This is a genomic window from Streptomyces sp. NPDC001700 (genome assembly GCF_053596435.1).
This window is the reverse complement of record NZ_JBSFGE010000014.1, coordinates 89,876-113,713: the sequence shown is the minus strand read 5'-3', so window position 1 is coordinate 113,713 and position 23,838 is coordinate 89,876. Positions and strand designations below refer to the sequence as shown.

Here is a 23,838-nt window from a genome sequence, read left to right as displayed (position 1 = left end):
GTGATCAGCCGGGTGATCAGAGGTTGCCGCGCTTTTCCTGCTCGCGCTCGATCGCCTCGAACAGCGCCTTGAAGTTCCCCTTGCCGAATCCCATGGACCCGTGCCGCTCGATCATCTCGAAGAAGACCGTCGGCCGGTCCTGCACCGGCTTGGTGAAGATCTGCAGCAGGTACCCGTCCTCGTCCCGGTCCGCCAGGATCTTCAGCTCGCGCAGGGTCTCGATGGGCACCCGGGTGTCCCCGACCCACTCCCCCAGGGTCTCGTAGTACGAGTCGGGCGTGTCCAGGAACTGGACGCCCGCGGCGCGCATCGCGCGGACCGTCGCCACGATGTCGTTCGTGGCGAGGGCGATGTGCTGGACGCCCGGGCCGCCGTAGAACTCCAGATACTCATCGATCTGCGACTTCTTCTTCCCCACCGCGGGCTCGTTCAGGGGGAACTTGACCTTCCGGGTGCCGTCCGCGACGACCTTCGACATCAGGGCGGAGTACTCGGTGGCGATGTCGTCGCCGACGAACTCCTTCATGTTGGTGAAGCCCATGACCTTGTTGTAGAAGGCCACCCACTCGTCCATGTGACCCAGTTCGACATTGCCGACGCAGTGGTCGATGGCCTGGAAGAGGCGCTTCTTCGGCGCCTCGACGATCGGCGCGGCGGCGACGTACCCCGGCAGGTACGGGCCGTCGTAGCCGGAGCGCTCCACGAAGGTGTGGCGGGTGTCGCCGTACGTACGGATCGACGCGAGCACCACCGTTCCGTGCTCGTCCTTGACGTCGTGCGGCTCCTCGATCCCGGTGGCGCCGTGCTCGACCGCGTACGCGTACGCGGCCCGCGCGTCCGGGACCTCGACGGCGAGGTCGATCACGCCATCGCCGTGCTCGGCCACGTGCTCGGCGAGGAAGTGGCCCCAGGGGCCGGACGGCTTGATGACGGAAGTGAACACGAAGCGGGCGCTGCCCGAGACGAGGACGTAACTGGCGGTCTCCCGGCTGCCGTTCTCCGGTCCGGAGTAGGCGACGAGCTTCATGCCGAAGGCGGTGGCGTAGAAGTGGGCGGCCTGCTTGGCGTTGCCGACGGCGAAGACGACCGCATCCATGCCCTTCACCGGGAAGGGGTCTGCCTGCCGCGCGGTGGTCGGGGTGGGGTTCAGGATCTCAGTCATGGGGGCAGCGTCTCTCCGGGACTCAGGGTGCGCAACAGTTACGGAAATCGCTGCGCAAAGTGCATAGCCATGCTGCGAATCAGGGCAGCATTCTGCACAGAGTGACCACCATCACAGGGAGGCTCCATGGGGATCGACGCGCTCGACGCCCGCCTGATCGAACTGCTCGCCCGGGAGCCCCGCATCGGCGTCCTGGAGGCCTCCCGCCGCCTCGGCGTCGCCCGCGGCACGGCCCAGGCACGGCTGGACCGGCTGCGCACCCAGGGCGTGATCCGCGGCTTCGGCCCGGACGTCGACCCGGCGGCGCTGGGCTACCCGGTCACGGCCTTCGCCACCCTGGAGATCAAACAGGGCCAGGGCCCGGACGTCCGCACCCACCTGGCGAGCGTCCCCGAGGTCCTGGAGCTGCACACCACCACGGGCGAGGGCGACATGCTCTGCCGCCTGGTCGCCCGCTCGAACGCGGACCTCCAGCGGGTGATCGACCGCGTCGTGGGCATCGAGGGCATCGTGCGCGCGTCGACGGCGATCGTCATGGAAAACCCGGTCCCGCTCCGGATCATCCCCCTGGTGCAGCAGGCGGCGGAGGATTGACCTGAAGGCGTGCAAAGAACCCGTTGCAAAGGAGTCTTTGCACGCTTACGCTGCTCCGTATGGCCCAGAGCGACGACGACGCGCGCGACGATGTACGGGTGCTCGACCCGCGCTCCCTGCGCGGGCTCGCCCACCCCCTGCGCCTGCGACTGCTCGGCGCCCTGCGCGAGTACGGGCCCGCGACCGCCTCCCAACTGGCCGACCGGCTCGGCGAGTCCAGCGGCGCCACCAGCTACCACCTGCGGCAGCTGGCCGCGTATGGGTTCGTCGCGGACGACCCGGGGCGCGGCAAGGGGCGGGAGCGGTGGTGGAAGGCGGCGCACCGTACGACGAAGCTGGGCACCGACGAGCTGCTGCGCCACCCCGACCCGTCCGTGCGCGGCGCGATGAACACCCTGCTGCACGAGGTGGCCACCGTGCACGGCCAGGCGCTGTCCACCTGGCTCGGCACGCTGCACGAATGGCCTGCGGAGTGGCGCGCGAACGCGGACATCAGCGATTGCATGCTGCGCCTGACGCCGGAGCTTGCCCGGGAAATGCTCGACAAGGTGCACGAAGTGATCGAGAGCTACCGCGAGAAGGAGGTCAGCCCGGACACCGAGCACTCCGCCCGGTTCCGGGTCCATCTGCACGGCTTCCCGCGCGACGAGGACTGACCCGAGACCCGACCCCTGGGGGAGAGCGATGTACGGCGACCACGTCCACCACGTACTGCACCACTTACGCGCCGAGCAGCTGCGGCGCGAGGCCCCGCACCGGCATCGGCGATCGCATCCGCTGCGGACCCGGCTCGGCTGGCGGCTTGTGGAGGTCGGGCTGCGGCTCGCGACGCCGCGCGTACCCCACGTACCGCGCTTCGATTAGCAGCTCGGGACCGCGCCGCCCGACTGGAGGTTGTTCAGGGCCTTCACTGCGCCGTCCAGGGTGGTCACCGGGATCAGCCGCAGGCCCTTCGGCTGCTCCGTCTCGGCGTCCTCGCACTCGTCCTTGGGGACCAGGAAGACCGTCGCGCCGTCCCGCTTGGCGGCCTGGGTCTTGAGGGGGACGCCGCCCACCGGGCCGACCTTGCCGCGGGCGTCGATCGTGCCGGTGCCCGCGATCGTGCGGCCGCCGGTCAGGTCGCCGCCGCGGCCGTCACCGTCCAGCTTGTCGACGATGCCGAGCGAGAACAGCAGCCCGGCGCTGGGGCCGCCCACGTCCGCGAGGCGCAGCTTCACCTTGACGTCGCCCGGCGACCTGTTGAGGTAGCCGAGGGCGGCGCTGGTGGCCGTGTTCTGGGACTTCCGCATCTCGTCGGCGTTGTGCTTCTCGATGTCCTTGGTCGTGTCGCCCACGTACACCGCCTCGCGCGGCAGCACCGCGCGGTCGGTGCGGAACCAGCCGCTGACCACGTCGCCCAGCCGGACCTTGGCCTCCGGACCGGTCGCCGCGATCGTCGTCATCCGCAGCTGGCCCTTGGTCTTACGGGTGTCGCTCCCCGAGATGGTGATCACCTGCTTGCCGCCGTCCGCCCCGAGGACGTTCACGGTGGTGCCCGGCTGGGCCACGGTGAACGGGAGGGGGGCGAGCGCGGCGACCGCGAGCAGGGCGATGACGAGCACGGCGCACACGGCGAGGATCCGGGCGCGGGGGGAAGCGGCGCGGAGGGAGACGGCAGGCATGGGAATGAATTTAGTTGACCGGCAGGACGGCCCACGCGCCGCCCTGGTCAGCCCCCGTCACCGCAGGGCGTCAGCCCCCGTCACCGCAGGGCGTCCGCGACCTCCCGGGCCGCGTCCACGACCCGCGGGCCGACCCGCTCCGGCACCGCGTCGCACAGCATGACCACGCCCACGCTGCCCTCGATCCCGGTCACCCCGACCAGCGGGGCGGCCGCGCCGCTCGCGCCCGCCTCCAGCTCACCGTGGGTGAGCGCGTACCCGGGGTCGTCGGGGCGGCCCGCGCGGGCGGCGAGGATCGCGCGCCCGGCGGCGCCCCGGTCCAGCGGGTGGCGGAAACCGGGCCGGTAGGCGACGTGATAGTCGGTCCAGGTCGGCTCGACGACGGCGACGGCCAGCGCCTCGGTGCCGTCGACCAGGGTGAGGTGGGCGGTGGCGCCGATGTCCTCGGCGAGCGACCGCAGCGCGGGCAGCGCCGCCTCCCGCACCAGCGGATGCACCTGGCGGCCGAGCTGCAGCACCCCGAGCCCGACCCGGGCCCGGCCGCCGATGTCCCGGCGGACCAGGGAGTGCTGTTCGAGGGTGGCCAGCAGCCGGTAGACGACGGTGCGGTTGACGCCGAGCTTGGTGGACAGCTCGGTCACGGTCAGCCCGTGGTCGGTGTCGGCGAGCAGCTTCAGGACGCGCAGTCCCCGGTCCAGCGTCTGGGAGGTCTCCGCGGTCACGACGCCCCCTCCTCGGTGATGGGTGGCGGCTCTCCGCGAGGGTGCTCCGCCGGTCGCGGTGGTACGCAACGGCTGCACTCCGGGGCGACGCTGCCACGGGGCGTGTGCGTGCACGAACGGTAGCGAGCGGGTCCGCTCAGCGGAAGACTTTGTCCAGAATCCGAGCAGATCCCTCGCTCACCGCGTCACCGCAGGTGCGCAGCCGCGTCACCCCCGTGCGTCACCGCGTCCGCGTCACCGCATCCGGGTGGCCCACTCCTGCACCTTCTTGATCCGCTCGCGGAGCTGCCCCGCCGTCGCTTCCGCGCTCGGCGGCCCGCCGCAGGTCCGGCGCAGCTCGGTGTGGATCACGCCGTGCGGTTTGCCGCTCTGGTGGACGTACGCCCCCACCAGCGTGTTCAGCTGCTTCCGCAGCTCCAGCAGCTCCTTGTGGGTGACCACGGGACGCCGCTCGGCGGGCACCTCCAGCAGATCCGCTTCCGCGTCGGGCTTCTTGCGGCTGTGCGCGATCTGCTTGGCCTGCCGCTTCTGGAGCAGCATCTGCACCTGGTCGGGTTCGAGGAGCCCGGGGATGCCGAGGTAGTCCTGCTCCTCCTCGCTGCCCGGGTGCGCCTGCATGCCGAACTCGGCGCCGTCGTACAGCACCCGGTCGAAGACCGCGTCCGACTCCAGCGCCTCGAAGGGCAGCGACTCCTGGTCGCCGGTGTCCTCGTCCTGCTGCTTCTCCGCCTCCGCGAGGAGCTTGTCCTCCTCCGCGTACGGGTCCTCCTCCTCGCCGTCCTTCTTCGGCTTGTCGAGGACGTGGTCGCGCTCGACCTCCATCTCGTTGGCGAAGCCGAGCAGGTTCGGGATGGTGGGCAGGAAGACGGACGCGGTCTCGCCGCGCCGCCGCGACCGTACGAAACGGCCGACGGCCTGGGCGAAGAACAGCGGCGTGGAGATCGTCGTCGCGTACACCCCGACCGCGAGGCGCGGCACGTCCACGCCCTCCGACACCATGCGGACCGCGACCATCCAGCGGTCGTCGGAATGGGTGAAGTCCTCGATGCGCTGCGAGGCGGCGTCCTCGTCGGACAGCACCAGGGTGGGCTTGGAGCCGGTGATCTCGCGGATGAGCTTGGCGTACGCGCGCGCCGAGTCCTGGTCGGAGGCGATGACGAGGGCGCCCGCGTCCGGGATGGCCTTGCGGACCTCGGACAGCCGGTTGTCGGCGGCGCGCAGCACGTTGGGCATCCAGTCGCCGCGCGGGTCGAGCGCGGTGCGCCACGCCTGGGAGACCGCGTCCTTGGTCATCGGCTCGCCGAGCCGCGCCTCGATCTCGTCGCCCGCCTTGGTGCGCCAGCGCATGTTGCCGCTGTAGGAGAGGAAGATGACGGGCCGCACGACGCCGTCGTTCAGCGCGTTGCCGTAGCCGTACGTGTAGTCGGCGGAGGAGCGGCGGATGCCGTCGTTGCCCTCTTCGTAGGTGACGAAGGGGATGGGGTTGGTGTCCGACCGGAACGGCGTGCCGGTGAGCGCGAGCCGCCGGGTCGCGGGCTCGAACGCCTCCAGGCAGGCCTCGCCCCACGAGCGGGAGTCACCGGCGTGGTGGATCTCGTCGAGGATGACGAGCGTCTTGCGCTGCTCGCTCCGGTTGCGGTGCAGCATGGGCCGTACGCCGACGCCCGCGTAGGTCACGGCGACGCCGTGGTACTCCTTGCCCACCGGGCCCGCGCTGTACTCCGGGTCCAGCTTGATCCCGATGCGGGCCGCGGCCTCCGCCCACTGCTTCTTCAGGTGCTCGGTGGGCGCGACGACGGTGATCTGCTGGATGACGTGGTGGTGCATCAGCCAGGAGGCGAGCGTCAGCGCGAACGTCGTCTTACCGGCGCCGGGGGTCGCGACCGCGAGGAAGTCCCGTGGCTGCTCCTCGATGTACTTGTCCAACGCGCCCTGCTGCCAGGCGCGCAGCTTGCTCGCGGTACCCCAGGGCGCCCGTCCGGGGAAGGCGGGCGAGAGGTGATGGCTGGTGGAGGCGGCAGTAGTACTCACGGTCTCCGTCGCGGGCTGACTCGGCGGGGTCGATGGGGAACCGCGTCAGCCTACCGGTGCCGCCCGTCACGCTTCGGGGGTACGCCCCGATCCCACCCACGGGTGGGATCAGGCTCACACCGGTACCGGGGGCGTCACCGCTCTGCGGAGCGCGGCCGCAGGCGGGTGGTCAGCCAGGCGCCTGCCAGGGCCACCGTGGCCATCGCGGCGTAGACGGCGGCGAAAGCCGTGGGGTGGGAGGTGGTCGCGGCGTGGGCTGGCGCGGCGTGGGTGGGGGCTGTCGCGGCGCCGCCGAAGGCTACGAAGAGGACGCCGCTCAGCCCGACCAGGGTGATGTTGCCGAGCGCGTCGGAGGCCTGGAGGGAGGAGGAGTTGCTGCCCGCCTCCTCGGGCCGGGACAGCGTCAGCATCAGGACGCTCGCGCTGGAGATGGTGATCCCCATCCCGTAGCCGCCGACCGCCCACGCGACGGCGACGGTCCACACCGGGACGGCGTCGGCGAGCGCCAGCGGAACCAGGGCGATGGACACGGCGATCAGCAGCATGCCCAGCCCCATCAGCCGTTCCCGGTACGGCTCCAGGCGGGGGCGGCTCTGGGTGTACGAGCCGAGCGCCCAGGTCAGCCCGCCGCCCGTGAGGGCCAGCCCGGCGGCGGTCGCGGACAGGCCGCGCTGGGTGACCAGCATCAGCGGAACGAAGCTCTCCGCGCCCAGGAAGGACCCCGCCGCGACCCCGCGCAGCAGCACCACCGACGGCAGCCCCCGGGCGGCGCGGAAGGTGCCAGGGGGGAGCAGCCGCAGCACGCACGGGACGAGCAGCGCGAGCCCGGCGGCGGCCGGGAGGAGGGAGGGCCAGGCCAGGTCCTGGGCCGCGTACTGGAGCAACCCGGCTCCGGCCGCGACGGCCAGCGCGAGCAGGATGCGGCGGCGGTTCATGGCCGCGGAGCGGCCGCCGGGCGGCAGGGTGCGCAGGGCCGGGAGCATCACCGTGAGCGGCAGCAGCACCAGCGCCGGGATGGACAGGAACACCCAGCGCCACCCGGCCTGTTCGGTGATGGCCCCGGCGACGACCGGCCCGACGATGACGGGCAGCACCCACGCGGCGGAGAAGGAGGCCAGCACGGCGGGCTGGAGCCGCCGTGGAAAGGCCCGCCCGACGACGACGTACAGGGCGACGATCACCAGGCCACCGCCGATGCCCTGGACGGCGCGCCCGCCCACGAACATCCACATCCGCTGCGCCGTCCCCGCCACCACCAGCCCCACGCCGAACGCCACGATGCCGGTGAACAGCGGCGGCAGCGGCCCCTTGCGGTCGCACCACTCCCCCGACAGCGCCATCGCGAAGAGGCTCGCGGTGAAGTAGGCGGAGAAGGCGTACGCGTACAGGGCGACGCCGTCCAGCGCGCGGGCCGCGACCGGCATGGCGGTGTTGACCGCGCTCGCCTCGAAGGCGATGAGGGAGACGACGGCGATGATGCCGAGGGTCAGCGCGCGGTAGCGGCGGCCGAGGATGGTGTCGTCCCCGGGTTCCGTGCCCGTGTCCGGCTCGGCTGCGCGGGAGGAAGTGCCGCGTACGGCATCAGAGGGGTCGAGAGCGGTCATGGCGGTCAGAGTAAGAGCCGTCGGGCCAGGTGGCACCTGTCTGAGGTCGGGTATTCGCCTCGGCCATGAGGCGTACGCCGCGAGGCCCCGGCCGCGTTTACGTGGTGAGCAGGACGCCCGCGTACGAGACCCCCGCGATCACTCCCCACGCGCACAGCCCCAGCGCCGCGACCCGGCCGCCGGTGCGGGTGAGGGAGGGCAGGTGGACCGCGCTGCCGAGGCCGAAGAGGGCGGCGGCGAGCAGGAGTTCCTGCCCGGTGGCGGCGGCGTCGAGCGCGGCGGCGGACGGCAGGCCGGTGCTGCGCAGCACGACCATGGCGAGGAACCCGGCAACGAAGAGCGGCACCAGCGGAGGCCGCTTGGTCGCCGTCCGGGCCTCCGACGTACGGGCACGGGCCCGCGCCCGCGAACGTACGGACACGGCCAGCGCGGCGACGAGCGGGGCGAGCAGCGCCACCCGCATCAGCTTCACCAGCACCGCGTCCTTCAGCGCCGCGGGCCCGGCGGTCTGCGCGGCCGCCACGACCTGGCCCACGTCGTGCACGCTCGCACCCACCCAGCGGCCGAACTGCGCGTCGCCCAGCCCCAGCGGCTGCTGGAGCAGGGGCAGTACGGCGATGGCGAGCGTGCCGCACAGCGTCACGAGCGCGACCGAGGTGGCCACGTCCCTCTCGTCGCTCTCGGACACCTCGCTGACCGCGCCGATCGCGGACGCGCCGCAGATCGAATAGCCGGTGGCGATCAGCAGCGGCTGGTCGCCGGGCAGCCCCATCCGGCGCCCGAGCCACCAGGTGCCGCCGAAGGTGGCGGCGACCACGCAGAACACCATCGCGACGGTGGCCCAGCCGAGGCCGAGGACATCGTTCAGGCTGAGCTTCAGGCCGAGCAGCACGATGCCGAGCCGCATCAGCCGCTTCCCGGCGAGGGAGAGCCCGGCCCGGCAGCGGCCCCGTACGAGCCCCCGGGCGCCGGGCAGATGGGCCGCGCCGATGCCGAGCACGACGGCGGCGGTGAGCAGGGGGACGGCGGGCACGGCCCGGTGGACCAGCCACGCGGCCGCGACCCCGCAGGCGGCCAGCCCGAGCCCGTACGCGGTGGCCGGTATCCGCTGCCGTATCCGCTGCCGTATCCGCTGCCGGGGGGCCGCGATCGTCCCGGCGGGCGTTCCGACAGGTGTCCCGACGGGCGTCCCGGTCACCGCCATGCCGTCACCTGCCCGACGTAACAGCCAGGCCCGGTCACAGGTCGTCCACCGCGGGGGCCTCGTACACCCGCCGTACGCTGCTGCCCAGCCGCACGATGTCCGCGCCGTAGACGTGGATCGAGATCGCCTTGGTGCCGCAGGCGTTCCACACCCTGTGGATATCTCCGGGCGGCGCGAAGCCGCAGACCGCGCCCTGCGGGTTGATCACGTCCTCCACGGCGACCAGCCGGGAGGCCGGGCCGTCCGGGACGAGGCGGTAGCGGCGTTCATGCTCCTCGCCCTCGTGAACACCGGTGACGCACCAGGACACATGGTCGTGCACGCCGGTGCGCTGGCCGGGCAGCCACACCAGGGCGACGACGGAGAAGCTGCCGTCGGGCTCGGCGTGCAGGACGTGCTGACGGTAGCCATCGGGGTCGCCCTCGCGCTGGGCAGGGGTGAGCAGATCGGGCACGCCGAGGTAGGGGGCGAGGCGTTCGCCCACCAGATAGGCGGTCACATCAGGCGGCAGGCCGCGTCCGACGGCCTCGCGGACGCCGTCGACGAAGGCGCCGAGGGGGGCCGTGACACGAGAGGACGGATACGCGGTGGTCATATCGGCAGCGTGCGGACGGACCGTCCATCACGTCCAACGACAGATTGTTGGGCGGGGGTCAACCTCCGCTTATATATGGGCTGTTCTACGAAGGGGGCGTCAGCAGCCGACCCGGTTCCCCGCCACGGCCTTCAACTCCTCCAGCACCCGCGCCGTCGCCGGGATCTCCAGGTGCTCCCGCAGCACATACGCCGAGACATGGCGCCGCGACGCCGGATCGAGGGCGCGCCCGGTGACCTTCTGGTGGCACAGGAAGGACAGCACCAGACCCGGCATCATCGCGACGCCGAGCCCGGCCGCGACCATGCTCTGCACCACCAGGTTGTCGTCGGTGGTGAAGGCGATGTCGGGCGCGAAGCCCTGCTCGGCGCATTCGTGCAGGAAGTTGGCGCGGCAGCGCAGGCATCCGGCGATCCACCGCTCCCCGCTCAGCTCGGCGAGCTTGACCGCGCGCCGCCGGGCCAGCGGATGCCCGGTCGGCAGCAGGACGGTCAGCTGGTCCTCCATCAGCGGGATCTCGACCAGGTCGGGAGGCGTTTCCTCGCGCAGCCCGGGATAGGTGAAGGCGAGGGTGATGTCGCATTCGCCGCGCACGACGCGGTCGAGCGAGTCCGGCGGCTCGCCCTCCAGCAGGTCGACCCGCACCCCGGGGTGGGCGGCGGCGAGCCGGGCCATGGCCTCGGGGATGAGGGTGGCGTTGGCGCTGGGGAAGGCGCACACCCGCACCCGCCCGGCGCGCAGCCGGGTGATGGCGTTCATCTGGGCCTGGGCGGCGGAGATGGAGGAGAGGATGGTGTCGGCGTGCCGGGCTAGCGTCTCGCCCGCCTCGGTGAGCCGCATACCCCGGCCGACGCGGATGAACAGCGGGCTGCCCACGCTGCGTTCGAGCGCCTTCATCTGCTGCGTTATGGCGGGCTGCGTATAGCCGAGCACCCGGGCGGCGGCCGAATAGGAACCGGCGCGGACCACCTCGTGGAACGTCCTTATGTGCCGTGAATCGAACACACGAGCATCATAGAGGGAAACCATAAGCGCGTTTTGGGGGAACGGAACATCACCCCTCGCGGCGCTTTTGAGTCACCCCATATGAGTCACCCCGCCCCACCCGCCCCACCCGATATCCCACGTCACGCTGCCAATGCCCCGCTGATCAGGCAGGCTGGCCTTATGCCGCACTACACGTCGTACGACCAAACGGAGCTGGCCTACCGCGTCCTGGAGGCCCGCGACGGGTCCGCGCGGCCGCCGCTCATCTGCCTGGCGGGCGGGCCCGGGCGGAACGCCGCGTACCTCGGCGACCTCGGCGGTCTCGACGCGAACCGCACCCTGGTCATCCCCGACAGCCGTGGCACCGGGGACTCGCCGCCCGCCGCCGACCCGAGCGGCTACGCGTTCCCGGGCCTGGCCGAGGACCTGGAGGCGCTCCGCCGCCACCTCGGGCTCACCCGCTTCGCGCTGCTCGCCCACGACGCGGCGGCGGCCACGGCGCAGGCGTACGCGGCGGCCCACCCGGAACACCTCAGCCACCTCGTCCTGGTCTGCCCGGGCGCGCGGATGCAGGGCGAACTGCCCGAGGACGCCCGGGAGATCTTCGAGTCGCGCGCCGACGAGCCGTGGTGGCAGGAGGCGTACGTGGCGATCCAGATGCTGCCCGACACCACCGACCTCGCCGAGGTGCGGGAGCTGCTGCTGAAGGCCGCCCCGATGGCGTACGGCCGCTGGGAGGAGCCGCAGCGGGCGCACGCGGCGGCCGAGGGCGAGCAGCTGGGCCCGGTGCCGCGCGCGGGCTTCTGGCAGGGCGTGGACGAGGCGGGCCGCCGCGCGGTGCTGGCGCGGCTGCGCGAGGTGCCGTGCCCGGTGCTGGTGATCACCGGCGACCTGGACGCGGTGACCGGCGTACGGGCCGGGGAGCTGGTCGCCGAGTCGTTCCCGGCCGGGCGCGCCCGGCCACTGCACGGCGTGGGCCACTACCCCTGGGTGGACGAACCGGAGCTGTTCCGTCCGGTGGTGGAGGATTTCCTGGAGCACCCGCACACACCGGGCCGCCCCTGAGAACCGCCGCGCAGGAGCAACTATGAACGGCGTATGTCAGTCGTATGGCAGCGCCCGCCGAACCGTTGATGCCCCCGGAACCCCTGCCTAAGGTCGTATGCAACGAGCACGACATTGGCCGTGTGCCCGAGTGGTTCAGGGGCTCGCCTGCAAAGCGAGTTACGTGGGTTCGAATCCCGCCACGGCCTCCACAGCGCCCCGCGCTCCCGCACTCCCCGGGCCGCTCTCCCACTGCCCGGTCTCCCGACCGGCCGGTCTCTCCCCTCGTGAACTACCGGACACCCTCTGGACACATAGGCCTTACGAGGCGCATGCTCAGAATCGCGAACGGCGTTCACGCAACTGGTCACCTGACCTTTTTCACATTCTCCCCACTAAATGGTCTCCGACCCCCCGCAGTGAGCGCGTTTTCGGCGCATAGGCTCCTTGAGGTGCCTGCAGTCCCCGACGGAGAACCCGCCGTGACTGAACAGGCACCCTTTGTTTCGACCTGCGATCCTGTGTTCCGTCTGGGGGAAATGTGCAGCCCGCCGTACCGGCCACCCGTCTGCCACTGTCGACCGGCCAGAGCGAGATCTGGTTCATTCAGCAGCTGGAGCCGCCGGAGAGCACGACGTTCAAGGTCGGCGAGTACCTTGAGATTCAAGGCCCCATAGACGCCGAGATATTCGAGAGGGCGCTGCGTCAGACGATCGCGGAAGCCGAGCCGTACAACATCCGGGTCGGCGAGGACGACGGAGTGCCCTGGCAGGTCCTCGACCCGGTGACCGACTGGGACTTCCCGGTCCTCGACCTGAGCGGCGAGCGCGATCCGCACACCGCCGCCGTCCGCTGGATGAAGCACGACCTGTCCAGCAAGCTGGAGTTGGACGACCACCCGCTGTTCTCGTTCGCCCTGCTCAAGCTGAGCGACGACTGCTTCTACTGGTACCAGGGCAGCCACCACATCGTCTCGGACGCGGGCAGCGCCGCCCTGCTGGGCCGTCGCGCCGCCGAGATCTACAACGCGCTCAGCGAAGGCGGCGACCCGGCCGCCGGGGAAACCGTCTTCGGGTCCCTGAAGACGCTGCTCGACCGGGACGCGGAATACCGGTCGTCGGAGGATTTCGCCAAGGACCGCGCGTACTGGACGGAACACTTCGCGGATTCCCCGGAACCGGCCCGGCTTTCCGGCCGCCCCGGCGACGACCTCTCCAGCGTGCTGCGCGAGACCGCGTACCTGACCGAGGCGGAAGCGGTCGAGCTGCGGGCCGCGGCGCGTAAATACGCGACCCACTGGTCGGCGATGATTATCGCCGCGACCGCCACCTATCTGCATCGATTGACCGGTAAATCGGACATCATTCTGACGCTGCCGGTCACCGCCCGCACGGATGCCACCCTGCGCGGGATTCCCGGGATGTTCGCCAATGTGGTGCCGCTGCGCATCCAGGTGCGCTCGGATATGCGGATACGCGATCTCGTACGGCAGGTCTCGCGGGAAGTCCGGCAGGCACTGCGCCATCAGCGCTACCGCCATATCGACCTGGCCAGGGATCTCCACCTCCCGGACGGCGGAAACGGCTTCCTCGGCCCGCACGTCAACATCATGACGTACGACTACGACTTCGACTTCGGCGGACATCGCGTCGTCGGGCACAACCTGTCCAACGGAACCGTCGAAGACCTCTCGATCATGGGATACGACCGCTCCGACGGCAGCGGTATCCGCATCGACCTCAACGCGAACTCGAACCTCTACACCGCCGACGGTCTGGCCGCCCACCGCGAGCGGTATCTGAACCTGCTGCGCACCCTCGCCGACACCTCGGACAAGGAGCGCACGGTCGGCGCCATCGAGCTGCTGACCGCCGAGGAGCGGCGCCGCGCGGCCGAGGAGTGGAACGACACGGCGCACCCCACCTCGGGCACCACCCTGCCCGCGCTGGTCGCGGCGCAGGCCGCCCGTACGCCGGACGCCGAGGCCGTGGTCTTCGGTGACACCCGGCTGAGCTACGCCGAGCTGGACCGCGCCGCCGACCGGCTGGCCCGCCGTCTGACCGCGCGCGGCGCGGGCCCCGAGCGCACCGTCGCCGTCGCCCTGCCGCGCTCCCCCGAGCTGGTCGTCGCGCTGCTGGCGGTACTCAAGTCGGGCGCCGCGTATCTGCCGCTGGAGCTGGACTACCCGGCCGACCGGCTGGCGTTCATGCTCGACGACGCCGCGCCCGCGCTGCTCGTCACCCGCGCCGAGCACGCCGAGCGGCTCCCGGCGGCGGACGACGTGGATCGACTGCTGCTGGACGACGCCACGTACGAAGACGACGCCACGTACGAAGAGGCCAACGACGCACCGCGCGTCACGCTCGACCCCGAGCACCCCGCGTACGTCATCTACACCTCCGGCTCCACCGGCCGCCCCAAGGGCGTCCTGGTCCCCCACCGCGCCATCGTCAACTGCCTGGAGTGGATGCAGGGCAGCCACCCCCTCACCCCCGAGGACCGGCTGCTCCAGAAGACCCCGGCCGGATTCGACGCCTCGGTGGCGGAGTTCTTCTGGCCGCTGGTCAGCGGCGCCGCACTGGTGCTCGCTCAGCCCGGCGGCCACAAGGACCCCGCGTACCTGGTGCGCACCGTCCGCGAAGAGCGCGTCACCACGCTCCAGTTCGTGCCGTCGATGCTCCGCGCGTTCCTCGCCGAGCCGGATGTCGCCGAGCGCTGCGCCGACAGCCTGCGCCAGGTGTTCTGCGGCGGCGAGGCGCTGCCGCGCGAGACGGCCGACCGCCTCCACCGCCTGCTGCCCGGCATACCGCTGCACAACGTGTACGGGCCCACCGAGGCCACCGTCGACATCAGCGCCCACACCTGCGAGCCCGGCGCGACCGGCCCGGTCCCGATCGGCGCCCCGGTGTGGAACAGCCGCCTGTACGTCCTCGACTCCGCCCTGCGGCACGCCCCCGCCGGGGCCGTCGGCGAGGTCTACCTCGCCGGGCCGCAGCTGGCCCGCGGCTACCACGACCGGCCGTCGCTGACCTCCGAGCGCTTCGTGCCCGACCCGTACGGCCACGCCTTCGGCGCGCCCGGCGCCCGGATGTACCGCACCGGCGACCTGGCCCGGCGGCTGCCGGACGGCGGCGTCGCCTACCTGGGCCGCTCCGACGACCAGGTCAAGCTGCGCGGCTTCCGCATCGAGACCGGCGAGGTCGAGGCCGCCCTGCGCGCCCTGCCGGACGTCGCGGAGGCCGCGGCCATCGTCCGCGAGGACCAGCCCGGCGACCAGCGTCTGGTGGCCTATCTGACGGCCGAGGGCGACACCGCGCCGTGCGTCGCCACCGCCCGCGAGATGCTGCACCGCGATCTGCCCGAGCACATGGTGCCCACCGCGTTCATGGTGCTCGGCACGCTGCCGCTGAGCCCCAACGGCAAGCTGGACCGGGCCGCGCTGCCCGTCCCCTCCCACGAGGCCGCCCGTGGCGGCCGCGCGCCGCGCACGCCCCGCGAGGAGGCGCTGTGCACGCTGTTCGGCGAGGTGCTGGGCGTCCCCGACGTCACCATCGACGACGACTTCTTCCTGCTCGGCGGGCACTCCCTGCTCGCGTCCAAGCTGGCCAGCCAGGCCCGTACCGCGCTGGACACCGAGCTGTCGATGCGTGACCTGTTCGAGGCCCCGACCGTCGCCCGCCTGGTGGCCCGCCTCGACGAGGCGACGCCCGCGGACGCGGCCCAGCTGCACCCGCTCGACACCCTGCTGCCGCTGCGCGGCGAGGGCGAGCGCGCGCCGCTGTTCTGCGTCCACCCCGGCGGCGGCCTCGGCTGGTCGTACACCGGCCTGATGCGCCACCTCGCCCCGGACCAGCCCGTGTACGCCCTCCAGGCGCGCGGCCTGACCGAGGCCGACGTGCTGCCCGCCAACGTCGAGGAGATGGCCGCCGACTACCTGGCCCAGATCCGCACCGTCCAGCCGACCGGCCCGTACCACCTGCTCGGCTGGTCCTTCGGCGGGCTCATAGCCCACGCCATGGCCACCCGGCTGCAGAGCGAGGGCGAGGAGGTCGCCACCCTCACCGTCATCGACGCCTACCCGGACAACGACCAGGCCCTCCCCGACCTCCCGGACCTGGGCAAGCGCCAGTGGCTCGGCGTCCTGCTGGACAACATCGGCGGCGGCGACATCTTCGCCCCCGGCTGGCTGGAGGCCCACCCCGACGGCCTCGACGACGGCGACCAGCTGATCGCCGACCTCAGCAGCGAAACCGGCCTGCCGCAGCGGCTCCTGGAGGGCGAGCACAGCTTCCCGCTGCTCGACATCTTCCTCAACGACCAGGAGCTGATGCGCAAGTTCGCCCCCGACCGCTTCGAGGGCGACATGCTCCTGTTCACGGCCGACGAGGAGATCCCGGGCTACGAGCGCGACGCGCTCCACGTCCCCGAGTCCTGGCAGCCGTACGTCTCCGGCGAACTCAAGGTCCACGGCATCCCGGCCCACCACTACCACCTGCTGCGCGAGGAAGCCCTCAACCAGCTCGGCCCGGTGGTGGCCCAGGCCCTGGACGCCACCCACCGCTGACCAAGGGACGGGGCACCCCACCGAGGGGCGCCCCGCCTGGCTTACCGTCGTCGCATGCGAATAACGAACATGTCGGAGGCGACCGCGTGACGCCGTGGGAGATGGTGGCCGTCTTCGTGGCGGGGGTGGGGGCGGGCGGGATCAACTCCGTCGTCGGGTCCGGGACGCTGATCACGTTCCCCGTGCTCCTCGCCACCGGGCTGCCGCCCGTCACCGCCACGGTGTCCAACGCGCTCGGGCTCATACCCGGCTCGGTCAGCGGGGCGATCGGCTATCGGAAGGAGCTGGCGGGGCAGGGGCGGCGGGTGCTGAAGCTGAGCGCCGGGGCGCTGGTCGGCGGGCTCGCGGGGGCCACGCTGCTGCTGACGCTGCCCAGTACGGCGTTCGAGCGGATCGTGCCGACGCTGGTGGGGCTGGCGCTGGTGCTGGTCCTGCTGCAGCCGGTGATCTCTAAGAGGGTGCGCGCCCGACGGGAGAAATCGGAGGGGCGCGCCAAGCGGGACGGGGGGCTGGGGCTGCTGGTCGGGCTGACGCTCGCCAGCGTCTACGGCGGCTACTTCGCGGCCGCCCAGGGGATCATCTACATGTCCCTGATGGGCATGCTCCTCGACGAGCCGATGCAGCGCCTCAACGGCATCAAGAACGTGCTCGCCGCCGTCGTGAACTCCGTCGCCGCGCTGTTCTTCCTCTTCGCCGCCGACTTCAACTGGACGGCCGTCGTCCTCATCGCGGTCGGCTCCGCCCTCGGCGGCATGACCGGAGCCGCGGTGGGCCGCCGCTTCAGCCCGGCCGCGCTGCGGGCCCTGATCGTGACGGTGGGGACGGCGGCCATCGTGCAGCTGGTACTTCGGTGACTCAGCGGAGGGTGACCGTATTGCCGGTGATGAGCGCGGCCGCCTCGGACGCGAGGTACACGATGGTCTCCGCGACCTCGGCCGGTTCGGCGACATGGAAGTGGGTGCCGCTCGACGCGACGAACTCCCGTACCTCGTCCGTCACCCACCCCGTGTCGGTCACCGGCGGATGCACCACATTCGCGGTGATGCCGAGCCCGGCCAGCTCCACGGCGGCGGACAGGGTGTAGTTGACCTGGGCGGCCTTCGCGGCGCCGTACGAGACCTCCCCGGGAAAGCCGAGGTCGCCGCCCGACGTCAGCCCGACGATCCGCCCCCACGCCGCGCCCCGCGCCCGGTGGCGCCGGGCCAGCTCGCCGATGAGCAGGGCCGGGGCCATCGCGTCCACCGCGAACTGCCGCGACCACGTCTCCGCGGTGACGGGCTGCAACGGCCGCCCGAAGCGGTCGGCCGGATCAGGGGTGAAAGTGTCCTGCACCCACCCCGAGGCGTTGTTGATCAGGATGTCGACCGGGCCGAGGCGCTCCTCGGCGCGGTCGAAGATCGCCCCGGGGGCGGCGGGGTCGCGGAGATCCGCCTCGCAGGCCTCGGCCCGTCCGCCCGCGCGGCGGATCTCCTCCGCCACTGCCTCGCCGCCCGGCCCGAGGTGGGCGCAGAGCACCGCGACGCCACGGGCCCCCAAAGCCCGAGCGGTCGCCGCCCCGATCCCGTGGTTCGCTCCGGTCACGATGGCGACATGGTCCGTCCGCGGTGTCTCCGGCATGCCGACAGGAGTAGCAAACGGGAGCGGCCGAGCGGAAGCGATTATTGGAGGTGCGGCACCAGCGCCGTCATCCACATCACGCCCAGCAGCAGGAAGGCCAGGTACGAGCGGGTCGCCCGCCAGGTGTACGCCAGCATCCGGGCCTCCTCCGGACGGTCGGCGGGGTAGCCGACCGGGACGCGGGTGCCGACGGCCGGGGCGGCCCGGGTGGTCAGCAGGCGGGTCCCGAACTCACGCACCAGGCCGTCGTGGTCGGTGAAGGTCAGGGTCAGCTCGGTGTGGTGGTCCTCGCCGTGGTCGACCACCCGGCGGCCGGTCACCCGGGCCTCCGCCTGCCGGCCGGTCCGCCGCAGCCAGTGCGCCCGGGCGGGGGTCCAGAGCGCGGTGGCCAGGAGGAGGACCGTACTGATCGACATGAGCAGGAGGGGCACGAGCGGACACCTTCCGAAACCGCGGCCAAGGGGATCACCGTGAAGGACGCGCCCCCTTGGCGCATCAGTTGCTCGTGAAGGTGCCGCTACGTGCGGTTGACCACCGCCGCCTGGGGGCGGATCGGGAGGCGGTTGACCGGGCGGCCGGTGGCCGCGCGGACGGCTGCCGCGACCGCCGCCGGGGAGGTGACGACCGGGACCGCGCTGGCCGCCTTCGCGCCGAAGGGGGCCACCACGTCGCGCTCCTCGACCAGTTTGACGATGCGGATGTCGGGGACGTCCACAGCGGTCGGCAGGGCGTAACCGGTGAGGTCGGGGTGGCGGATGACGCCGCGCGAGGTGCGCAGGTTCTCGGTGAGGGCGGCGCCGATGCCCTGGGCGATGCCGGACTCGATGCGGGTACGCAGCTGGCGCGGGTTGAGCACCCGGCCGACGTCCTGGGCGACCGTCATCTCCACGACGCGGACCGCGCCGATCTCGACGTCGACGTCCACCACGGCCCGTACGGCGCAGAAGGCGAGCCCCACGAAGGCGTCGCCCTGGCCGGTGTCGTCCAGCGGTTCGGTGGGGTGCGGGCGGCACTGGGCGGTGGCCCACAGCTCCTTGCCCTCAAGGGCCTCCTCGACGGTGGTGCTGAGGACCCCGTCGTACGAGGTGATCTTGCCGTCGGCGATGGTCAGCAGCTCGGTGGACATGCCGAACTTGTGCGCCAGCGGCTGGAGCAGCTGGGTGCGGACCATCTTGGCGGCCCGCTCGACCGCACCGCCCGAGACCCAGGTGTGGCGGCCGCGCGAGGCGGGTCCGGCCGGGGGCTGGTCGGTGTCGACGGGGGCGACGTGGACCTCCTCGATACCGAGGACGTCCTGCACGATCTGGCGGGCCAGCGTGGTGAAGCCCTGGCCGGTCTCGACGGCCGCGCAGATGACGGTGGCGACCGGCCCGGTGACCTTGACGGTCGCGGTGGACACCTCGTCGGCGCCCTCGGCGCCCAGCATGTGCACCATGCCCAGCGCGTAGCCGACGCCGCGCCGCACCGCGGCCGGGTCCCCGGCGCCCTCGGGGCCGCCGGGCAGCAGCCAGTCCTCCTCCGCGTCCTCGGCGGGGAGGTCGGGCAGCGGGGCGTCCCGGACGGCCTGCAGCACCTCGGCGACCGGCGCCGGGCAGGTGACGGTCTGTCCGGTGGGCAGCAGATCGCCGGTGGCCAGGGCGTTGCGCATCCGGATCTCGGCCGGATCGATGCCGAGCTTGGCCGCGAGCTTGTCCATCTGGCCCTCGTACGCGGCGCACACCTGCATGGCGCCCTCGCCGCGGACATGGCCGGAGGGCGGGTTGTTGGTGCGGACCGCCCAGCCCTCGATGAAGGCGTGCGGGACGACGTACGGGCCGCAGGCGAACGAGACGGCGGCGGCCAGGGTGTCGGCCGAGGAGTCCGCGTAGGCGCCCCCGTCCAGCAGGATCTGCGCCTCGACCTTCACCAGCTTGCCCTGCCCGTCCGCGTGGTGGCGGTAGCGCAGCAGGGTGGGGTGGCGGTGGGCGTGGCCGAGGAAGGACTCCTCGCGGGTGGCGGCGAGCTTGACCGGATGGCCGGTGCGCAGCGCGAGCAGCCCGAGCGGCAGCTGCATCCCGGAGTCCTCGCGCTCGCCCATCGCGCCGGGCACGCCGGTGACGACGACCTTGACGCGCTCCGGCTCCAGGCCGAAGCAGGCGGCGGCCAGATCGCGGTCGGCGTGCGGGTCGGTGGAGGCCGTGTAGATCTCCACGCCGCCGTCCGGGCGCGGTACGGCGAGGCCCGCCTCGGCGCCGATGGGCGCCGGGTCCTGGCGGCCGATCCGGTACAGGCCCTCGACGATGACGTCGCCGATGACCTCCGGGTCGCCGAAGGACAGCGGGATGTGGCGGACCAGGTTGCCGTCGGGGTGCAGCGGTTCGGCGGAGAAGGCCTGCTCGGGGTCGGTGACCGGCTCCAGCACCTCGTACTCGACGGCGATGGCGGCCGCGGCCAGCCGGGCCGTGTCGGGGTGGTCGGCGGCGACCGCGGCGATGGGCTCCCCGTGGTGGCGCACCAGGTCCTTGGCGAAGACCGGCCGGTCGGCGACCCGGCGCCCGTGCGAGGCGTCCCCGGGGACGTCGGCGTGGGTCACCACGGCGTGCACGCCGGGCATCCCGGCGGCCGGGGAGGTGTCGATGGAGACGATGCGGGCGTGCGGATGCGGTGAGCGCAGTACGGCGGCCCACAGCAGCCCCTCGGCCCACAGGTCGGCCGCGTACGGGAAGGTGCCGGACGCCTTGGCCGACACGTCGGCGGGCTGCAGCGACACGCCGAGGCCCATGTGGGGCGGCGGGGGGACGGGCGTTCCGGCGGAGGGGGTTGCGGTGACGGCTCCCGCGCCGTCCGCGATTCCGGTCATGATGCCCTTCCCATACCGCTGCCGTTGCCGCCGTCGCCCCGGTTGCCGGTGCCGGGCGGACCCGCCTGCCGGGGGATGCGGGCCGGGTCGTGCGCCGCCGCCTCGTCCTCTGCGGCGTCCGCGGCGTCCGCCGCCTCGTCGGCCGCCTCACGGGACGCGACGACCTCGCGCACGGCGTCGACGACTCCGCGGTAGCCGGAGCAGCGGCACAGGTTGCCGCAGATCGCCTGGCGGGTCTGCTGGTCGGTGGGGGCGTGGTTGCCCTCCAGCAGGTCGTGCACGGTCATCGCGAGACCGGGCACGCAGAAGCCGCACTGGACGGCGCCGCACTCGGCCAGCGCGCGCTGGACGTCGGAGGGCTGGCCGTCCTGGCCCAGGCCCTCGACCGTACGGACCTCCGAGCCCGCGGCGGTCGCGGCGGGCACCAGGCAGGAGGCGACGAGCCGCCCGTCGACCTGGACCGAGCAGGCGCCGCACTCGCCCTGCGAGCAGCCGTCCTTGGCACCGGCGAGGCCGAGCCGCTCGCGCAGCACGTACAGCAGCGACTCGCCGATCCAGGAGTCGGTGACGGGCCGGTCGGCGCCGTTGACGTGCAGCACGTACGACGCCTGGGGGTGCTCGCTGTGGGCCGGGTCGACCGGGTCGGCGGCGGCCTCCGGGGCCGCCTCGTCCTCGGCGGGGGCGGCAAGGGGCTCGGCGGGGGCGTCAGGCGCCTCGGGGGCGTCCGCCGGGGCCTCGATGGCCTCGGGCTGCTCCGGGGCGTCTGTGAACGCCTCGTCGGGCGCGGGCTGTTCGGCCTCGGCCGGGGCGTCGGCCTCGGGTCCGCCGGGTCCGCCGGGTCCGCCGGAGGGGGCGGGGCTGCCGTGCGGCGGGGTGTGCGCGCCGGGGTGCCCGGCGTCCATCACGAACTCGCCCGAGTCCCCTGCGGAGGGGCCGTGAATCCCGGTGCCGTCGGTGAACTCCCGCTGCCAGGCCGCCTCTTCGGGCTCCCGCTCCCGTACGAACGCGCGGGAGTCCCCGGCGGCCGCACCGTGCCAGCCGTGGCCGTCCGTGCCGTGCGCGGGCGTGCCGTGGGCCGGGGTGCCCTGGGGTGGGGTGCCGTGCGCGGGCGTGCCCTGCGGCGGAGTGCCGTGCGGCGGGGTCGCCGGGGCGGAGTGCTCGCGCGGCGTGTCGTCGTCGGGCATCCGCAGCGGGCGGCGCGCCGGAGCGCCCGGCCGGGCGGCCGGGCCGGGGTGGCCCTCGACCACGTACTCCCCGGAGTCCTCCACGCCCTCGTCGGCGGCCGGGACCGACCACTGGCCGCTGTGCCCCGCCTGGTCGCCGGAAACCGGCTGGTCGGCATGGGGCTGCCGCGACTGCTGCTGGTCGGCGTGCTGCTGCTGCGCCTGCGGCTGCCGCGCCTGCTGCTGATCGACATGGGGCTGCTGGTACGCGGCGGCGGTCTGCTGCTGCCGCGCGTTCCGCCCGAACGGCAGCCGCAGCTGGGCGGTCTCCTGCGGATCGCCGACGTCGCCGGGGTCGCCCGGCGCGATCGGGCCGCCGTACGGCGGGGCCGCCGGGCCGGGGTGGTCGTCGACCCGGTACTCACCGGTCTCGTCCACGCCCTCGTCGCCCGCGACCGGGATCGTCCACTGACCGGCCTGCACCGGGGTGCCCTCGCCGTGGGTGGCCCCCTCGGGCAGCGGCCAGTCGTCGACCGGCTCCTCGGTGCGCACCGGCCAGTGACCGGTGTGCGGCACATGTCCGCCGTGCCCCGCCGGGTCCTCGGCGGGCGCGGGCCACTGCGGAGTACCGTGCGGCTCCTGGTGGCCGCCGTAGGCGTAACCGCCGGTGTCCGCGTGGGGCATGGTCCAGTGGCCGGTACCGGAGTGGTCCTGTCCGGACGTGCCGTACGGGCCGCCCCACTGGCCGTCCTGGGACGGCGCGCCGGGCATCGGCGGCGGGGTGTAGCCGGTACCGGGTGCCGCGAGCGGGTCCCAGCCACTGGCCGGGTCGCCCGGCTCCGGGAACTGGAAGTCGGGCGGAAGCTGGACGAAAGCCGTCGACTCCGCGTCGTACTCCGGGCCGTGCGGCATCGGCTGCCACCCGCTCCCCGGGTCCGGCCGGTGCGGCTGCTGTTCGTCACTCACGCGAGTGCCCTCCCCAATGCTCGGCGGGCCAGGGCTGCCACCGTACGCCTCAGATGGATCGCCGCGGGCGGCAGGGTGACCTGCTCGGAGCCGTCCTCCGGCGGCGGCGGGTCGGGGATGCAGGCGGCCGCCACGTACTCACCGAAGGCCGTGGTGACCTGCGGATCGAGGTGGCCGCGCTCGCCGTCCCAGTCGATGAGCGAGGCGACCCAGCGCTCGGCCTCCAGCGGGCGCAGCGGCATCGGCGCGACCGCCCCCACCGCGCAGCGCACGCCGCGGCGCGCCGGGTCGAGGACGACGGCGACGGACGCGGTGGCCCGGCCGGGGCCGGTGCGCCCGGTGGCCTTGAGGAAGGCCTGCGGGGCGTGCAGCAGCGGAACCCGGACGAATCCGACGAGTTCACCGGGGCTCAGCATCTCGACTCCGGCGAGCAGATGACTGACCGGGATCTCGCGGCGCGCGCCCTCGGGCCCGGCGATGACGAGGGTGGCCTCCAGGGCGGCGAGCACGGGCAGCGCGTCGCCGGTGGGGGCGGCGCTGACGATGTTGCCGCCGAGCGTTCCGGCGTTGCGGATCTGCGGGGGGCCCGCGGCGCGCGCGGCCGCGGCCAGGGCCGGGATGAGCGCCGCGAAGTCGGGGCGGCCCATCCGGGCGTGGGTGAGTCCGGCGCCGAGCAGGGCGTGTCCGTCCAGGTAGCGCCAGCCGCGGATTTCGCTGATCCGGCCGAGCCCGACGAGGGCGGCGGGCCGCAGCAGGCCGGAGTTGACCGCGGCCATCAGATCGGTACCGCCGGCCACGGGCACGGCGGCGGGCATGGCGGCCAGTGCCGCCACGGCCTCATCGAGCGAGCCCGGCAACGTCACCGTGTGCGCCGCCTGCGGTGCGTGCGTGGTCAACCCAGCTGCCCCTTCCCCGGTGTCCCGGCTGTTGCGCCGTACGGTACGTGCTCACAGCCCGGACGTGGCAACTCTGGCACATCTCGCACGCCTGCCGTCGCGAGGGTCCAGGAAGCGCGGTTCCGTCCCTGACCTGGGGGATGGTACGGGTTTCTGGTGACGTCTCCGTCGGGTGTGGATTGCCACGTT

At 72.9% G+C, this 23,838-nt stretch carries 19 protein-coding genes and 1 tRNA gene; 7 read left to right on the top strand and 13 right to left on the bottom strand.

Features of this window, described 5'->3' with window-relative positions; translation table 11 throughout:
- Positions 1-16: 16 nt before the first annotated feature.
- A complete protein-coding gene (gene hppD / locus ACWC5C_RS25455; RefSeq protein ID WP_450878862.1) occupies positions 17-1,162 on the bottom strand; it encodes a 4-hydroxyphenylpyruvate dioxygenase in 1,146 nt (381 codons plus the stop codon).
- Positions 1,163-1,288: 126 nt separating this feature from the next.
- Here hppD and ACWC5C_RS25450 point away from each other — a divergent pair, with 126 nt between their 5' ends.
- From ACWC5C_RS25450 to ACWC5C_RS25440, 3 genes are read left to right on the top strand one after another with little or no spacing between them, the layout of a single operon-like run.
- The gene (locus ACWC5C_RS25450) at positions 1,289-1,756 is read left to right on the top strand and encodes an Lrp/AsnC family transcriptional regulator (RefSeq protein ID WP_385436945.1); all 468 of its coding nucleotides are present in this window, start codon (positions 1,289-1,291) and stop codon (positions 1,754-1,756) included.
- A 59-nt stretch (positions 1,757-1,815) separates the two neighbouring features.
- On the top strand, positions 1,816-2,412 hold the full coding sequence (locus tag ACWC5C_RS25445; protein ID WP_450878860.1) for a helix-turn-helix domain-containing protein: 597 nt from the start codon (positions 1,816-1,818) through the stop codon (positions 2,410-2,412).
- A gap of 28 nt (positions 2,413-2,440) precedes the next feature.
- Entirely contained in the window at positions 2,441-2,620 is a 180-nt protein-coding gene (locus ACWC5C_RS25440; RefSeq protein ID WP_450878858.1) for a hypothetical protein, read from the top strand.
- Here ACWC5C_RS25440 and ACWC5C_RS25435 read toward each other — a convergent pair.
- The 7 genes from ACWC5C_RS25435 to ACWC5C_RS25405 all read right to left on the bottom strand — a co-directional run bounded on the left by ACWC5C_RS25435 (position 2,617) and on the right by ACWC5C_RS25405 (position 10,578).
- Positions 2,617-3,417 (bottom strand): S16 family serine protease, encoded by an 801-nt coding sequence (locus ACWC5C_RS25435; RefSeq protein WP_450878856.1) that lies wholly within the window; start codon positions 3,415-3,417, stop codon positions 2,617-2,619. The genes ACWC5C_RS25440 and ACWC5C_RS25435 overlap by 4 nt on opposite strands.
- Positions 3,418-3,497: 80 nt before the next feature.
- On the bottom strand, positions 3,498-4,139 hold the full coding sequence (locus ACWC5C_RS25430) for an IclR family transcriptional regulator (RefSeq protein WP_361487424.1): 642 nt from the start codon (positions 4,137-4,139) through the stop codon (positions 3,498-3,500).
- Between the two features lie 234 nt (positions 4,140-4,373).
- On the bottom strand, positions 4,374-6,170 hold the full coding sequence (locus ACWC5C_RS25425) for a DEAD/DEAH box helicase (RefSeq protein ID WP_450878854.1): 1,797 nt from the start codon (positions 6,168-6,170) through the stop codon (positions 4,374-4,376).
- 134 nt (positions 6,171-6,304) lie between these two features.
- A complete protein-coding gene (locus ACWC5C_RS25420; RefSeq protein ID WP_450878852.1) occupies positions 6,305-7,774 on the bottom strand; it encodes an MFS transporter in 1,470 nt (489 codons plus the stop codon).
- Between the two features lie 97 nt (positions 7,775-7,871).
- Entirely contained in the window at positions 7,872-8,978 is a 1,107-nt protein-coding gene (locus ACWC5C_RS25415; RefSeq protein WP_450878850.1) for a YeiH family protein, read from the bottom strand.
- A 34-nt stretch (positions 8,979-9,012) separates the two neighbouring features.
- The gene (locus ACWC5C_RS25410) at positions 9,013-9,573 is read right to left on the bottom strand and encodes a cysteine dioxygenase (protein ID WP_450878848.1); all 561 of its coding nucleotides are present in this window, start codon (positions 9,571-9,573) and stop codon (positions 9,013-9,015) included.
- A gap of 99 nt (positions 9,574-9,672) precedes the next feature.
- The gene (locus ACWC5C_RS25405; protein ID WP_450878846.1) at positions 9,673-10,578 is read right to left on the bottom strand and encodes a LysR family transcriptional regulator; all 906 of its coding nucleotides are present in this window, start codon (positions 10,576-10,578) and stop codon (positions 9,673-9,675) included.
- Positions 10,579-10,740: 162 nt separating this feature from the next.
- Here ACWC5C_RS25405 and ACWC5C_RS25400 point away from each other — a divergent pair, with 162 nt between their 5' ends.
- The 4 genes from ACWC5C_RS25400 (at position 10,741) to ACWC5C_RS25385 (ending at position 17,022) form a co-directional block, all read left to right on the top strand.
- Positions 10,741-11,625 (top strand): alpha/beta fold hydrolase, encoded by an 885-nt coding sequence (locus ACWC5C_RS25400; RefSeq protein WP_450878844.1) that lies wholly within the window; start codon positions 10,741-10,743, stop codon positions 11,623-11,625.
- Between the two features lie 116 nt (positions 11,626-11,741).
- Positions 11,742-11,816 (top strand) — tRNA-Cys (locus ACWC5C_RS25395).
- A 329-nt stretch (positions 11,817-12,145) separates the two neighbouring features.
- Positions 12,146-16,168: an amino acid adenylation domain-containing protein gene (locus tag ACWC5C_RS25390; protein WP_450878842.1), complete on the top strand. Its 4,023-nt coding sequence runs from the start codon at positions 12,146-12,148 to the stop codon at positions 16,166-16,168.
- An 86-nt stretch (positions 16,169-16,254) separates the two neighbouring features.
- Positions 16,255-17,022, top strand: coding sequence for a sulfite exporter TauE/SafE family protein (locus tag ACWC5C_RS25385; protein ID WP_450878840.1), 768 nt, complete (start codon positions 16,255-16,257; stop codon positions 17,020-17,022).
- 1 nt (position 17,023) lies between these two features.
- Here the strand turns inward: ACWC5C_RS25385 and ACWC5C_RS25380 are convergent, their stop codons facing one another.
- The 5 genes from ACWC5C_RS25380 to ACWC5C_RS25360 all read right to left on the bottom strand — a co-directional run bounded on the left by ACWC5C_RS25380 (position 17,024) and on the right by ACWC5C_RS25360 (position 23,649).
- A complete protein-coding gene (locus ACWC5C_RS25380; protein ID WP_450878838.1) occupies positions 17,024-17,785 on the bottom strand; it encodes an SDR family NAD(P)-dependent oxidoreductase in 762 nt (253 codons plus the stop codon).
- A gap of 41 nt (positions 17,786-17,826) precedes the next feature.
- Positions 17,827-18,216: a DUF3592 domain-containing protein gene (locus ACWC5C_RS25375; RefSeq protein WP_450878836.1), complete on the bottom strand. Its 390-nt coding sequence runs from the start codon at positions 18,214-18,216 to the stop codon at positions 17,827-17,829.
- Between the two features lie 86 nt (positions 18,217-18,302).
- The gene (locus tag ACWC5C_RS25370; protein ID WP_450878834.1) at positions 18,303-20,624 is read right to left on the bottom strand and encodes a xanthine dehydrogenase family protein molybdopterin-binding subunit; all 2,322 of its coding nucleotides are present in this window, start codon (positions 20,622-20,624) and stop codon (positions 18,303-18,305) included.
- Positions 20,621-22,753 carry a 2Fe-2S iron-sulfur cluster-binding protein gene (locus tag ACWC5C_RS25365; protein ID WP_450878833.1) on the bottom strand — a complete coding sequence of 711 codons (2,133 nt, stop codon included), beginning with the start codon at positions 22,751-22,753 and terminating at the stop codon, positions 20,621-20,623. Before ACWC5C_RS25365 ends, ACWC5C_RS25370 begins: the two co-directional genes overlap by 4 nt.
- Positions 22,750-23,649 carry an FAD binding domain-containing protein gene (locus ACWC5C_RS25360; protein ID WP_385436921.1) on the bottom strand — a complete coding sequence of 300 codons (900 nt, stop codon included), beginning with the start codon at positions 23,647-23,649 and terminating at the stop codon, positions 22,750-22,752. The genes ACWC5C_RS25365 and ACWC5C_RS25360 overlap by 4 nt, the downstream gene beginning before the upstream one ends.
- Positions 23,650-23,838 lie beyond the last annotated feature (189 nt).